This is a genomic window from Lysinibacillus sp. fkY74-1, assembly GCF_053165895.1.
On the sequence record NZ_CP170173.1, the window covers coordinates 2,819,289 to 2,833,513 of the forward strand.

Consider the following 14,225-nt stretch of genomic DNA (forward strand, 5'->3'; position numbering starts at 1 on the left):
TATCATCCCTATATAATGCCATGTGTGGTAATAGGGTATAAGTTGCCTTTAAAGGCAAATGATATTCTCCCCGTTTCTTCGGATACGACCATAACGAGTGCATCACTTACCTCACTTAATCCCAATGCAGCACGATGTCTTGTGCCTAATTTCCTTTCCCCTGTATAACGCTCTGACAGTGGTAATACATTTGCCGCCGATTCAATTTGATTATGGTTGACTAATACTGCGCCATCATGAAGAGGATTGCCTGGGAAAAAAATTGATTCTACTAACGAATGGGTTAAGTCAGCACCTATATGAATACCAGGCTGGACTAGCTTCTCCAAAGCGTCTTCTCGCTGGATCACGATTAAACCACCGTGTCTTCTCAGTGACATATTTTGTACACTATGCGACAGTTCAGGATACTTTTCTGTAAACGGGGAAAGATAACAATTTAAATAAAACGTGGCTGCTTTCATTTCAATTGCCACAAATCTTTCTTTAATTTTTTCAAAATTGCCAAGGAGACAATTTGTTTCTGTATCCATCTGTTGAACACTTTGCTGTAATGACATAATCACGTGGAGAAGCTCATCTTTTAATGTTTCTTTCATTGGTGAAAAATCACAATTTATTGGATTCACAAAAGGCACCTCTCTTTTTATAAAAGCTTTCCTCTCTTAGTTTCCCTGGAAAAGCTATTTTTATGCGTCACTGAAAGCTAGTGCTATGAAACGTTCTTGTTTTCTAATAAGAAAGACAAGACAAACTCCTATGATACTAACAAAAATACAGATGATTTTCTTCTCCTTGTCAAAAAAAACGCATTACCTGTAGACCTAATTTTCTACAAGTAACACGCATAAGCTCTTACATATGTCCAGCCCTAATCTTTCTCACAATACTAAAAGTCGTATATGTAGCAGCTGGTGCTAAAACGACAATAAAAATGATCCAGACTGTTAGATTATTTGTTGCTTTTAACGTTTCATAATTTGTTATGACAAACATGATGAGACCGAATAGTAATAAATAGCTCAGCACATTTGGAAAGATCACGATTAGTCGTAATAGTGCTGGCGGCATCTTTTGCTGATTCATTTTAACCACACCCCTTTTTTCAATTATACGGGAAATAAGTGATTGATCGTACTATATTTTTCCTTTTAGACGCTATAAATATATAGCATCAATACAAAAAACATCTATTAGCTGTCATTCCAATTAATAGATGTTTTTCAGTATTAAAGTAATGTATTGTTTTGCCAAGTATAAATAGCTTGATCGGCAGTTAGAAATGTTTGCGGGAAAGTTTCCTGAGCCTCTGCCAAAAATGGAGGTAAATCTTGTGGAAGAAAACGAGCACTTAAATGATTTAATAGTAAATATTGTGCTCCTGCTTGCTGTGCAACCTTGGCTGCCTCCACATTAGTTGCATGACCATAATTGGCTGCTAAATCCGTTGTTGTGCCGTCAAAGGTTGCTTCATGTACAATGATATCAGCGCCCATTGATAGCTGAACAGCCTCCTCACAATATTTCGTGTCGCCTAAAATAGTTAGTGTAAAGCCTTTTTTGGCTGATGCTACAACATCTTTCGCTTGAATGACATCACCATTTTCAAGTACGATATCATGCCCTCTTTTTAATTGTCCTAAAAGAGGACCCTTGGGAACACCTAAATCCTTGGCTTTTTCAATTAATAATTCACCAGGTAAATCCTTTTGTTCAATACGATATCCATAGCATGGAACAACATGACGCAATTCCTTGGCATAAACCGTAAAACAGGCATCCTCGTATACAATCCCTTCCTGAACCTCTACAAAGTGCAAGGGATATGTTAAATGAGTCTTTGATAAAGCAAAAGTTTGTTCAATCCATTGCTGTAAGCCGACTGGACCAAAAATCGTTAGAGGTTCATCTCCTCCTTGAAATGAACGAGAGCTTAAAAAGCCCGGCAATCCGAAAATATGATCACCATGAAGATGCGTTATAAAAATTTTGGATACCTTCCGGGGCTTTAGCGAGGTGTGTAAAATTTGATGTTGAGTCGCCTCTCCACAATCAAAAAGCCACATTTCGCTTATTTCGTCTAATAGCTTCACCATCAGGGCACTCGTATTTCGTTCTTTGGAAGGCATGCCTGCGCCTGTTCCTAAAAAATGTAGCTGCACAAATGCCACCTCAATTCATGTTTTATCGTTTTATTGTACCTTATTGAGTCTCATAAGAAAAACCTTTGGTAAAAGCTTTATCCAAAGGTTTTGTCGTTTATTTTGGTTGCCAAGAAACAAGAGCTGCATGAAAATCATGACGATAGTAATAGCGTCCATCTTTTTCTTCAATAAAAGGCTCCAGAGATTCCTCAATATGTGCTTGTAGGACATCTGTATTTAATATTTTTTTACTTTGTGCCGTCACTAGCTGCTCATAGCTTTCATAAGTATATACGCGTTCTAAAGGGATGATTTGGCAATCAGCGTAAATATCCATTTCGTACAGTAGATTTAAAAACTCAATATAATCTCTTCGAGGGAATTTAATTGTATAGCCATACTTTTCATATAGTCGTTCATAGTGTGGCTGAATAGGCCCTGTCGTCATCCCTATGATGGCACGTTTCGTCGCCAGTCGATTCATATGCCCTAAAGCAGCTTTAATTTCATACATACGGTAAAAACAATTCACGCCTAAGACGATATCATGGGGCTCTATATCATCTTTTTCTAAACGTTCCCATTTTGCATGTACATATGAAACGTGCTTCTGATGAGGCATGCACTGCTGTAAATACTGTAGCATACTTTCAGAGCTATCCACACATGTGAGCTTGTCTACTCTATCTGCTAAAGGAAACGTGTAATTGCCCCAGCCAGGACCAATTTCTAATACAGAATGTTGGGGGTCAATACTTTTTTGAAGCTCCTGAAAAATACGAGCAGCATATGGATCCGTTTGCCCCATATTTTTCCGTGCCACAGATTGAGCCCAAAATTGCTCCTCTAGCTGATCATTCACCATACGCTCAGGCATATGCCCTTGCCAGTCTTTCATACCTTCTTGCCATAATGCTTCAAAATTAATGGCTAATGGTCCTTTTCTTGTCATACAGATACCTCTATAGATAATAATTCATATATTTTTTTCATATCAAGATTTGCTCGTACATGACTAGCTAACATGTTATAGGCATCTTCTCTTCGTTCAGCATCACTTTTTACTTCACGTGGTAAAGCAGCTAAACCTTTTTTCATACGGATGTCATTGATAAGCTGACGAGTATAGGTACGATTATGAAATAAACCATGGAAATACGTACCAATTACATGTTCGTCTTGACTAACAGCCCCATCTTCACGACCATCTTCAAGCAGTAAAAACGGTGTAACTTCTTCACGTAAAATTTTTGTTCGCCCTAGATGAATTTCATAGCCTGTCAAAGTATCCTGTCCTCTTGTGCCAGTCATTTGAACCGTTTTTTTATTGCCTACGAAAATAGTTTCCATCGGCAATAAGCCAAGACCATCAGCAGATTCACCATTTCCCTCCACTGCATCTGGATCTAATAGCGTCTCACCAAGCATTTGAAAACCACCACATATTCCAATAATTTTGGTGCCATGCTCCCTTAATCGGGCAATGGCTTGATCGAAGCCTTGAGCCTTTAACCAGGCTAAATCATCGATGGTACTTTTCGTTCCTGGGAGTATCAGCAAATCTGGCGTACCGAGTTCATGAACTTTTCCAATTAATCGAACTCCCACTTCAGGCTCATCAAAAAATGGATCAACATCTGTGAAGTTTGAAATACGGGGTAAACGAATCATCGCCACATCGACAGCAAATTCCCCTGGTTTTGGCTTTTTAAAGCGTAATGATGATAAAGCGAGCGAGTCCTCCGCTTCAATATTGACCTCTAAATAAGGCACAACACCTAGTACGGGAATGCCTGTTTCTTGCTCCACCCATGCCAAACCATCATCCAATAATTCACGCATGCCTCTAAATTTATTGATGATTAACCCTTTCACTCGTGCTCGCTCCGCTTCATCTAGCAATGCCAGTGTACCAACAATCGAGGCAAAAACCCCACCACGATCAATGTCGGCAACAAGGACAACCGCTGCATCTGCTAAATGAGCCATTCGCATATTAGCAATATCACGATCCTTTAAGTTAATCTCTGCTGGGCTTCCTGCCCCCTCTAAGACAATGACATCATATGTATTTTGAAGCGAACGAACTGATTTTTCCACAATGGGCATGGCTTCCTGTACAAAATTATTGCGATATGTTTTGGCATCCATATTTAAAAAATGCTTCCCGTGGACAATGACCTCAGACATCATATCTTGCTTTGGTTTCAGCAAAATAGGGTTCATATCAGTCGTCGCAACAACACGGGCAGCTTCAGCCTGTACTCCTTGTGCTCGACCAATTTCTCCGCCATCTTTTGTTACAAATGAATTAAGCGCCATATTTTGCGATTTAAAGGGGACAACTTTAAAGCCATCATCTGAAAATATACGACACAACGCCGTACAAATCATACTTTTTCCAACATCGGAAGCTGTTCCTTGAATCATGATTGATTTTGCTGGCATAATCAATTATCCTCCGTCATTATAGGTGTCACGCTGTTCCACGAGACACAGATATTTGCCTTTCTTTCGTTAGGTTTTCTCTCCTATCCATCATGCGTTACCTAGCTCAGGAGTAAATCCTCGATCCTAAAGGTAAAGGTATATTAAAATTCAAGCCCCTTCACAGCTGGAATACCTTCATCATAATAATGCTTAGTAGCATCAATCGTAGAAACTAAATCCGCCATTGCTAGCAACGCGGGGTTGGCACTGCGTCCAGTCACCACTAGATGCATGGTCGAAGGACGTTGCTGAATTGCTTCTATGACTTCTGCCAGTGGTAGAACATCATCAATTGGAAACTTACTTATAGCCAATGCATTATTTAGCTCATCTAGCACTAATAAATCAATGCTGTCATCTTGTAGAGCTGCCTTCGTTTTTTTCCAAGCCTTTGCTAAGGCTACACGATGCTCCTCAGGTGTTTTGGTCCAAGTGAAGCCAATACCCATTTGTTCCATTTCCACACCAAGCTTACGCAGGGCAATTTGCTCTCCATACGTACGCTCAGGTGATTTAATAAATTGCATATAGCGCACATTTAACCCACGACCGATCGCACGTAATGTAACACCTAGGGATGCTGTCGTTTTGCCCTTTCCTTCGCCTGTATACACTAAAAACAAGCCTTTTCTTGCCATGCTGTTAGCCTCCTTATAGCCAAGTTGTCTTTTCTTCAAATGGCGTACGCTTCTTGTCGGTGAACTCCTGCACTTGTGGGTAGCCAATAAAAATTGTCCCTACCACTTTCTGTGCTTCACTTGCACCGATAAACGAATGCATGCGTGAATCATGTACAAGACCAACACCACGTGTACGCCAAACAAAGCCAAGACCTAGCTCCTCTGCTGTTAACCACATTGACATAATGGCGCTACATACAGCAAAAACGTTGTCCTCTGTCGCATCGGTATCCCCTTCCACCACATCTGCTGTTACAACAATAGCGACGGGGGTTGTTTGTACAACCTTTAATGAGCTTTCCACTAAATTCGGCTTTGTCGGAAAGCGTTCTTGTAAATAAGCGCTTGCCATTTCCTCATAACGATCCATAGCTTCACCTTGAATGATGTAGAAATGCCAAGGCTCTCTCATTCTGTCATTAGGGGCAAATGTAGCAGCCTCTAAGATTTGCTCAATTTTCTCTTTTTCTACTGGTTGTGCTGTGTAATTTCGAATAGCTCGACGCTTTTTTAGTGCTTCGATGACTGTCATGTTGCTTCCTCCTTCTGCTCTCTTATGAGATGATTATGAAAAAGCAAGTCCCTGCTCTTCAAACCATTGTATTTTTTCACGTACATTGACGACATCGCCAACTACAATCATGGAAGGATTATGATACCCTTCACGTTCAATAATGTTCGCAATTTCATCTAGTTGCCCTGTTATCGTTCGTTGTTGAGCAGTTGTTCCCCATTCAATAACCGCTACTGGCGTTGTGGCTTTACGCCCATTCTCGATTAATTTTCGAGCTATATAGGCAATATTGCCAACGCTCATATAAAAAGCGACAGTATCAATGCCCGTTGCTAATGCTGGCCAATTCAAAAAATCCTGTCCTTTTTCTTCTCGGCCATGTCCAGTCACGAGGGCAAAGCTTGTGGCAAAGTCTCTATGTGTCACAGGAATCCCAGCATAAGCTGGAGCCGCAATACCTGCAGTTATACCCGGCACAATTTCATAGGAAATGCCATGATTTTTTAAGATTTCAGCCTCTTCTGCACCACGACCAAAGACGAATGGATCGCCACCTTTAAGACGTGTGACAATTTTTCCCTGCTGCGCCTTCTCCACAAGTAATGCATTAATTTCATCTTGAATTAGGTGGTGCTTTCCTGGTAATTTCCCACAATAAACGAGTTCCGCATCCTTTTTCGCGAAGTCTAGCAATGCTGGATTCACAAGACGGTCATATGCAATAATATCAGCCTTTTGAATACATTCCAGACCATAAACCGTAATGAGCTTTGGATCTCCAGGTCCTGCGCCAACGATATAAACTATTCCATCCTTCATTGCTTTGCTCCCATCAATAGTTGTTGTAAATAAGCTTCACGTCTATCCATCTCACCTTGACGTGTCCATTCTAGGATGTTTGGCTCTAGCAAGGCCTGTAATGCCTCACGTCTTTGTGGGCCTTTATCAAACTTGGCAACAATCATTAAACGAGCTTGCTGCAAAAAGCATACGTAATCTTCATAGGCATCATCAAATTGATCCTCTAAATCTGCTTTAATTTTTCGTGCTAGCCCAGGACTTGCTCCCGATGTCGAGACAGTTAACACTAAAGGACCACGACGAACTGTCGCGGGAGTAATAAAATCACTTTCACTTTGTCTATCTGTTCGATTCATTAATTGCCAATGCTGTGCCGCCTCTTGCACGGCTTCGTTAACAGTCGTCACATTTGTGGCAGCAATAATAAGGATTGCATCATCCAAATCACGTGGTTCAAACTCTTTTCGTTTCCAAGTAATTTGCCCCCATTCGACTAGTGGCTGTAAATCTTCATGTAAGGTCGGACTAACGATGACGATATTCGCCTTCGCTGGTAAAAGGGATGCCACTTTTTGTGTGGCTACGTGACCACCGCCTACGATTACAACTGTTTTATATTCTAGATTAATATGAATAGGAAAATAATTAGTCATCATTCTTCACCTTCTTGCAAGCTGTTAACCAATTGTCAACTAGCTTTGGGTTTGATACAAAATGAAAATGCGTATAACCAGCCACCAAATTCCCTACTTGATAGCCTTCTTGTTTTTTGCCAAAGCGACCAATCGTTTCGTAGGCCGGTGTGTGATGGGAGCCATTATATTTGGAATAGTGGAATTCATGTCCCTTTGCCTGTTCCTCTGAACCGATTAAGAAATTACCTGCTGTACCAAAAATTTCACGATAGCCAAGTGCTGCTAGCTTTGTTTGCATAGCTACCTCCCCTGGGATTACACCTATCATGTCATAACGCTCTCCATGGCTATCTGTAATAGCTTCTGTTAAATACATGAAGCCCCCACATTCAGCCAATGTCGGTAGACCTTTGTTTATGGCTGCACGTATAGATTGTTTGGCAATCGTATTTGCAGCAAGTGTCTGTGCAAACTCTTCAGGAAAGCCACCCCCTATATATAAGCCATCAGCCTCACTTGGTACTGGCTCATTGGCAAGTGGTGAGAAAAATTGTAATGTCGCACCTTTCGCCCGTAATAACGCCAAATTTTCTTCATAATAAAAATTAAATGCCGCATCTTTTGCTACAGCGAGACAAATATTTTGTGTAGGCTCCTCTGTAAATAATTTGCCTGATTCCTGAAGTACAGGGGCCTTAGTGATACGGAGTAATTGCTCTAAGTCAATGGTCTTGGCCATTAGTTCTCCTAGCTTGTCAAAAAATGAATGCAGCTCTCCTCTTTCAATAGCAGGGACTAGTCCTAAATGACGACTTGGAATATCAATCCCTTCCTCGCGCTTTAAGTAGCCGATTACAGGAATACCACATTCTTGTTCAATAGCAGCCTTAGCAATTTCATAATGACCCACACTACCCACCTGATTGGCTATCACACCAACGATATTTGGTTTATCTGATAATAATTGAAATCCTTTGACAACTGCCGCAACACTTCTAGCCATACTTGCACAATTAACGATTAAAATAACAGGACTCTCTGTCACTACACTGATATCTGCGGCAGAGCCAGCATCTGATAATGGACTTTTGCCATCATAAAAGCCCATCACCCCCTCAATAATAGATACATCCGCATCCTCACTAGCGCGTGCTACAATATCACATACTGCTTCATGCGAGAACATCCAACTATCAATATTGCGTGATATTCTACCTGTTACGGCCGTATGATAGGTTGGATCGATATAATCAGGTCCGCATTTAAAGCCCTGCACGACTTTCCCTTTATTTTGTAAAGCCTTCATCAGTCCAATGGTAAAAGTAGTTTTGCCTACCCCACTGCCTGTCCCGGCTAATACAAAGCGATTGGTTTGCATGGACTTCCTCCTTAAAATTGGTATCTAGCAACTGAAATCGTAGCATTACCTGATTTTTTCTTTTCTAAGATAAGTGATTTGGCCTGAGCATAACGCATTGCCGCAGGTTCACTGACACCGTATGCCCCTGTATATTTAAAGACTGTTTCCGAAGGTGATGGAAACTCAATTTCATTTAATTCTGATGGTGAATAGGTAACGAACTCCCAATCATATTTTTTTGTAATATCGAGGAAGCATTGCTCATCTTTCTTCAAATCAATTGTACAAAGTGCCTTCACACTTTTTTTCGAAAGATTAAGCTCTGCCAGGGTTTCATCAATGACTTGTTCAATCTCCTCAATAGATGTACCACGATTACAGCCCATGCCTAAGACAATTGATTTTGGTCGATAAATGACACCATTTTCAAGCAAAACTTCTTCTTCTCGTTCGATTATACGGTCCGTTATTAACAATGTTGCATGAGGCTTAGCCTCTATGGCCGTCTGTGTAGATGGATAAATTTTAATTTGCTCTGGCATTGGTGTATCACGCATCCACCAATCCCGTTCACCAGTTTCCTGTACAATAGCCACATGTTCCTCATTGACGACAGAAGCACTGACAGGCGTTAATTTATCGGCACTATCCCAAACCCAGCCAAAGCGTGCACCAAATAAATCGACAGGAATAGTCTTTTGCACATCGGAAGCTGTTGTAATAATAGGGTTGGCACCAAGAGCTGCCGCTACCTCATGCGTTAGTTCATTGGCACCTCCAAGATGTCCTGACAAGACACTTATTACGTTTTCGCCTCGATCATCAATAACTACAACACCTGGATCAGTCTTTTTATCCTTTAAAATGGGGGCAATCATTCGTACAACTGCTCCTAAAGAAATAATTAAAATCAAACCTTTGTATTGTTTAAATAGAGTCGGCAAAAGCAAACGCACTGTTCCGGTAAACAGTTGAATATGCTTTTCCTCCTCATCACCCTGTTCAAATTTACTCATATAATACAAATCACTTGCTGCAAACGTTTGTTGGAGTCGTCGTCCTATTTGAACACCGTGCTTTGTAATCGCTACAACAGCATATGGATTGCGCTGATCAACTTCTGGTAATATCCCCTCTTGTAACTCAATCACTTGTCTTCACACCTTTTCTAAAGCCGTGTGTAAAGGTTGCATCATATAATTTCGAGCGATATTGATCCTTATCATGAATATTAGGATCTAGCGCCCAGCCTGCTAGAATCATCGCATGCTTACGAATTCCATTCACACGCATCGCTTCATCTAATTCGATTAATGTTGTACGAACAATTTTTTGATCTGGCCAAGAAGCACGTTGAATAACTGCTACGGGTGTGTCATCAGCCCAACCAGCACTTTGAAGTTCTTTGACAATTTTCTTTGTGAGCGTCGCACTTAAGAATAGAGCAATTGTACAATGATGGCTTGCTAAATCACGTAATTTTTCAAATTCGGGTACAGGGGTACGCCCTTCAGCACGAGTTAAAATTAAAGTTTGTGTTAAATCAGGAATCGTTAGCTCAGCCCCAATTGCCGCTGCTGATGCAAAAACAGAGCTAACCCCTGGAATAACTTCGTAGCCAATGCCTTGCTTTTTTAAGAGTGCTACTTGTTCCATAATCGCTCCATACATAGCCGGATCACCTGTATGCATGCGAGCTACTATTTTCCCCGCATGGACCCGATCAGCCATCACAGCGACCATTTCCTCTAAATGCATTCCAGCTGTTCGAATAATTTCCGCATCTGGTCTAGCTTTCGCAATGAGATCTTCACTCACTAATGAATCTGTATACATCACTACATCTGCTGTCTGTAACATATGTAAGCCTTTTACTGTAATTAAATCTGGATCACCAGGACCAGCGCCGACTATATAGATTTTTTTCATTATTTACGCACCACCATTAATGTTAAATATTCTAAATCGACACCATCCAACTCGCGTACATCCCAAATGACTTCTTCGTCAGATGTTACCTTTGTCACAACAGATGCTTGATCCAGTAAATCTAAATCACGTAGTACCTGTAGCATTAAATCAATTACTTTTGCTACTTTAATAAAGACTACAGCATCATGACTTTCAATCGCTTCTCGCATTGCCGCATAATCATCATAGGCAGGAATGATCGCCACACGATCATCACCATCAGCTAATGCAATGCCCAGGCGAGAAGCGGAGCCATTAAATGAAGATATCCCCGGAACCGTACGAATTTCTACATCTGGATGCATGTCCTGCATTAACTTCATCATATGGATAAACGTACTATATAATAACGGATCACCTTCTGTAACGAAGGCCACATCCTTGCCCTCCTGTAATTTTTCATATACAAGCTCGACTGACTTTGTCCATTCACGCTCAAGGACAGCTTCATCCTTCGTCATAGGAAATACAAGACCAAGCATATCTTTTTCCTCTGGATTAATATAAACGTCTACAATACGATGGGCATAGCTCTTACTGCCTCTCAGCTTTTTGGGATAAGCAATAACAGGTGACTCTTGAATCACACGAAACGCCTTCACTGTAATTAATTCTGGATCGCCAGGACCAACGCCCAAGCCATATAAAACACCTAAATTAGTCATGATTTTCTTCCTTTCGATAAGCCGAAATAATATATATTGGATTTAATGGCACAAAGCGTGTCATATCTAAAATCGGTTTGCTACGCGCAAGCTGTGCCTGTAAAATATCAACCGCAAAATCACAAGCCTTAAACGCTTCCACTGCTTTATATAAATTTTCAATTGTCGCTGCATTTAAAACAATGCGACCATTTGGTTTTAAGCGGTTACAGCACAATTGTAGTAATTCGACCATTTCACCACCAGTCCCACCGATAAAAATGGCATCAGGGTCTGGGAAATATTCGAGTCCCTCTGGAGCTTTACTATGAATGGCTGTTAGATCCACACGGAATTTTTGCTGATTGTGTAGACAGTTTTCTAAATCAGGTGCATTTTTTTCAACGGCGTATACTTGCCCCTCAGGTGCAAGCTTACCTGCTTCAATGGCCATAGATCCTGTACATGTGCCAATATCCCAAATAACACTATCCTTTTGAAGTTGCATCGCCTGTAAGCTTAAAACACGAATTTCCTTTTTGGTAATGAGTCCTTTATCTGGCTTTCGTTGAGAAAATTCTTCATCATCAATACCGAGCTTGTAGCGTTTTGGTTCAAAGGTTTGTTGTAAAATAACTACGTTGAGAGGGGAAAAATGTGTGGTCTCCATTTCATCTAACGAATACCAACCATATTTTTCACCTTCACCCTGTAGATTTTCGGCTACAAATGCTCGATATTCGGTCATTCCAAAATGCTTTAAATAACGTGCGAGCGCATTTGGGCTATTTTCAGCATCTGTTAATAGAGCTATTTTCTTGTTCCCATCGATGCGCTGTGCCAAACCTTTCATAGGTCGTCCATGAATACTTGTGACATAAGCATCCTGCCAGCTTTCTCCCATTTTCGCGAAGGCTAGTTGTATGGAGCTCATGTATGGATAAACCTCCAAATCTAGCTTTTTCGCTAAATAGCCGCCAACGCCGTAAAATAATGGATCTCCTGATGCGAGAATAATCGTATCTCTTGTTTCCTCTGACAATCTCTCAACAAGTGCTGAAAGACCTCCTTTGATCTTGATTTTTTCCCCTGTAAAATGTGGAAAAAAATCAAGCACGCGCTCACCACCGACAAGTACCTCACAGTCTTCAATCCACTGGTGGTATTGTGGTAATAAGCTTGCTAATCCGTTATCCCCGATTCCAATTAATTTCATCGATCGATGCAATGTCATCAGCCCTTCCTAATAATTGTCCCTGCATCGAATAAATCGATGTGGAAAGCGTTAAACCGCCCTTTATATGATGAATGGAGGAATAGCAGCAGGCCTCACACAAACGATGGAAAAATGATTCATATCCTTTTTCCATCATAATTTCACCTACTTGCGACGCTGTGTTGGCCTCTCGTATTTCGGCTATTATGTCTGCATCTGCCCCTACATCTTCGGCAAGTTGTGCTAAAAAGTTAAAATCAATCGGAGCACTTTTGGAATGCACCATCATTACCCCTTGTGCCACCTTTGAAAATTTCCCCATCATCCCAACAAGGGACACTTGTTTAATACCGAGTCGCTTACAATGCTTTAAAGTAAAGCCAACAAAATCACCCATTTCCACAAAAGCTTCTTCAGGTAAATGGGGGTATTGTTTCATCGCAAATTTTTCACTGCGACCACCTGTTGTCACTACTAAATGCTCACAGCCAGCCTCTTTAGCGACGCTAATGGCCTGTACAATACTAGCCATATACGCAGAACTTGAAAAAGGCACGACGGTTCCCCTTGTGCCTAAAATAGAGATGCCTCCAAGTATACCAAGACGACCATTTAACGTTTTTTTTGCAATCTCCTCGCCCCTAGGTACGGAAATCACTACGTTAACCCCTCGCGTAATTTGAAATTCATCCAATACACCTTGAACAGTGCTGTGAATCATTTTCCGTGGGACAGGATTAATGGCCGCCTCTCCAACAGGCACTGGTAAGCCGGGCTTTGTGACACGCCCGACTCCAATCCCTCCATCTAAATGAATACCAGGTATCTCTGCCCAGCTCACAGTACCGACGATGAGTGCCTGATGTGTGGCATCTGGGTCATCACCAGCATCTTTAATCGTTTCACAGCTGACGGCATTGTTTTCAAATAGGCATTTTTCAATAGTAAAGGTCGCATCCCTACCTATTGGCAAATGAATCGTGCTTGTTTCTTGCTCTTCATTTGTAATAAGGGCAAGTAAAGCTGCCTTTGTTACTGCAGTTGCACAGGCTCCTGTTGTATAACCGTGACGCATGTCCTTAGGATCCTTTTTTGGCTTCCGCTCCATTATTTTTTCGCCTGTTCATCCGCTAAAAGTGAAATGGCATTTAATGCGGCAACCGTCACTGTACTACCGCCTTTACGACCAACATTTGTAATGTACGGAATACCTTCAAGTTTTAGCAGCTCCTCTTTCGATTCAGCCGCAGACACGAAACCTACAGGCATACCAATAATTAAATCTGGTTTTGCTAAGCCTTCCTTAATTAAACGAATCAATTCTAGTAATGCAGTTGGGGCATTACCAATAGCATAAATACCGCCTTCATGTAATTTTGAGGCTTTTTGCATCGATATAATGGCACGCGTTGTATTTTGCTTTTTCGCTTCTACAGATACATCCTCATCCGCAATATAGCAATGTAAATCGCCACCATGTTTTTGGAAACGTTTTTTACCAGAACCACTTTCAATCATTTGCACATCCGCAATTACATGACGCCCTGCCAGAATAGACTTAACACCTGCTTCAAGTGCTCCTGGTGTAATAATAACGCTACGACCTAGCTCAAAGTCAGCAGATGCATGGATAATACGGCGCACAACCTTCCATTCATCCTCTGAAAAGTTATGCTCCCCCATTTCTTCTGCGATAATTGAGAAACTGTAATCGTAAATTTTATCTGGGTCTACTGTTAATGGTTTGAAATCAGTTTTAAAATCCATTGT

16 protein-coding genes are annotated in these 14,225 nt (G+C 41.1%); all 16 read right to left on the bottom strand.

Annotated elements, in window-relative coordinates:
* Nucleotides 1-8: 8 nt before the first annotated feature.
* Nucleotides 9-629, bottom strand: coding sequence for a sporulation-specific diadenylate cyclase CdaS (gene cdaS / locus ACE1MS_RS13805; RefSeq protein ID WP_080695213.1), 621 nt, complete (start codon nucleotides 627-629; stop codon nucleotides 9-11).
* A 226-nt stretch (nucleotides 630-855) separates the two neighbouring features.
* Nucleotides 856-1,086 (bottom strand): hypothetical protein, encoded by a 231-nt coding sequence (locus ACE1MS_RS13810; RefSeq protein WP_008178293.1) that lies wholly within the window; start codon nucleotides 1,084-1,086, stop codon nucleotides 856-858.
* Nucleotides 1,087-1,229: 143 nt separating this feature from the next.
* Nucleotides 1,230-2,162 carry a ribonuclease Z gene (rnz, locus tag ACE1MS_RS13815; RefSeq protein WP_332289757.1) on the bottom strand — a complete coding sequence of 311 codons (933 nt, stop codon included), beginning with the start codon at nucleotides 2,160-2,162 and terminating at the stop codon, nucleotides 1,230-1,232.
* A 97-nt stretch (nucleotides 2,163-2,259) separates the two neighbouring features.
* Complete coding sequence (locus ACE1MS_RS13820) at nucleotides 2,260-3,096, bottom strand: class I SAM-dependent methyltransferase (RefSeq protein ID WP_012294984.1); 837 nt, start codon at nucleotides 3,094-3,096, stop codon at nucleotides 2,260-2,262.
* Nucleotides 3,093-4,592, bottom strand: coding sequence for a cobyric acid synthase (locus ACE1MS_RS13825; protein ID WP_447402419.1), 1,500 nt, complete (start codon nucleotides 4,590-4,592; stop codon nucleotides 3,093-3,095). The genes ACE1MS_RS13820 and ACE1MS_RS13825 overlap by 4 nt, the downstream gene beginning before the upstream one ends.
* A 143-nt stretch (nucleotides 4,593-4,735) precedes the next feature.
* Entirely contained in the window at nucleotides 4,736-5,272 is a 537-nt protein-coding gene (locus ACE1MS_RS13830) for a cob(I)yrinic acid a,c-diamide adenosyltransferase (protein WP_012294986.1), read from the bottom strand.
* A gap of 13 nt (nucleotides 5,273-5,285) precedes the next feature.
* Nucleotides 5,286-5,846 (bottom strand): nitroreductase family protein, encoded by a 561-nt coding sequence (locus ACE1MS_RS13835; protein WP_012294987.1) that lies wholly within the window; start codon nucleotides 5,844-5,846, stop codon nucleotides 5,286-5,288.
* Nucleotides 5,847-5,879: 33 nt separating this feature from the next.
* A complete protein-coding gene (gene cobA, locus ACE1MS_RS13840; RefSeq protein WP_031417498.1) occupies nucleotides 5,880-6,647 on the bottom strand; it encodes a uroporphyrinogen-III C-methyltransferase in 768 nt (255 codons plus the stop codon).
* A complete protein-coding gene (locus tag ACE1MS_RS13845; protein WP_012294990.1) occupies nucleotides 6,644-7,282 on the bottom strand; it encodes a precorrin-2 dehydrogenase/sirohydrochlorin ferrochelatase family protein in 639 nt (212 codons plus the stop codon). The genes cobA and ACE1MS_RS13845 overlap by 4 nt, the downstream gene beginning before the upstream one ends.
* On the bottom strand, nucleotides 7,275-8,642 hold the full coding sequence (locus ACE1MS_RS13850) for a cobyrinate a,c-diamide synthase (RefSeq protein WP_031417495.1): 1,368 nt from the start codon (nucleotides 8,640-8,642) through the stop codon (nucleotides 7,275-7,277). The genes ACE1MS_RS13845 and ACE1MS_RS13850 overlap by 8 nt, the downstream gene beginning before the upstream one ends.
* 11 nt (nucleotides 8,643-8,653) lie before the next feature.
* A complete protein-coding gene (locus ACE1MS_RS13855) occupies nucleotides 8,654-9,775 on the bottom strand; it encodes a cobalt-precorrin 5A hydrolase (RefSeq protein ID WP_012294992.1) in 1,122 nt (373 codons plus the stop codon).
* Nucleotides 9,768-10,553 (bottom strand): precorrin-4 C(11)-methyltransferase, encoded by a 786-nt coding sequence (gene cobM / locus ACE1MS_RS13860; protein ID WP_012294993.1) that lies wholly within the window; start codon nucleotides 10,551-10,553, stop codon nucleotides 9,768-9,770. The genes ACE1MS_RS13855 and cobM overlap by 8 nt, the downstream gene beginning before the upstream one ends.
* Nucleotides 10,553-11,260: a precorrin-2 C(20)-methyltransferase gene (cobI, locus tag ACE1MS_RS13865; protein WP_012294994.1), complete on the bottom strand. Its 708-nt coding sequence runs from the start codon at nucleotides 11,258-11,260 to the stop codon at nucleotides 10,553-10,555. The genes cobM and cobI overlap by 1 nt, the downstream gene beginning before the upstream one ends.
* Nucleotides 11,253-12,473: a precorrin-6y C5,15-methyltransferase (decarboxylating) subunit CbiE gene (cbiE, locus tag ACE1MS_RS13870; RefSeq protein WP_099805303.1), complete on the bottom strand. Its 1,221-nt coding sequence runs from the start codon at nucleotides 12,471-12,473 to the stop codon at nucleotides 11,253-11,255. The genes cobI and cbiE overlap by 8 nt, the downstream gene beginning before the upstream one ends.
* Entirely contained in the window at nucleotides 12,430-13,563 is a 1,134-nt protein-coding gene (locus ACE1MS_RS13875) for a cobalt-precorrin-5B (C(1))-methyltransferase (protein ID WP_012294995.1), read from the bottom strand. The genes cbiE and ACE1MS_RS13875 overlap by 44 nt, the downstream gene beginning before the upstream one ends.
* Nucleotides 13,563-14,222 carry a precorrin-8X methylmutase gene (locus ACE1MS_RS13880; RefSeq protein ID WP_012294996.1) on the bottom strand — a complete coding sequence of 220 codons (660 nt, stop codon included), beginning with the start codon at nucleotides 14,220-14,222 and terminating at the stop codon, nucleotides 13,563-13,565. Before ACE1MS_RS13880 ends, ACE1MS_RS13875 begins: the two co-directional genes overlap by 1 nt.
* Nucleotides 14,223-14,225: the final 3 nt, after the last annotated feature.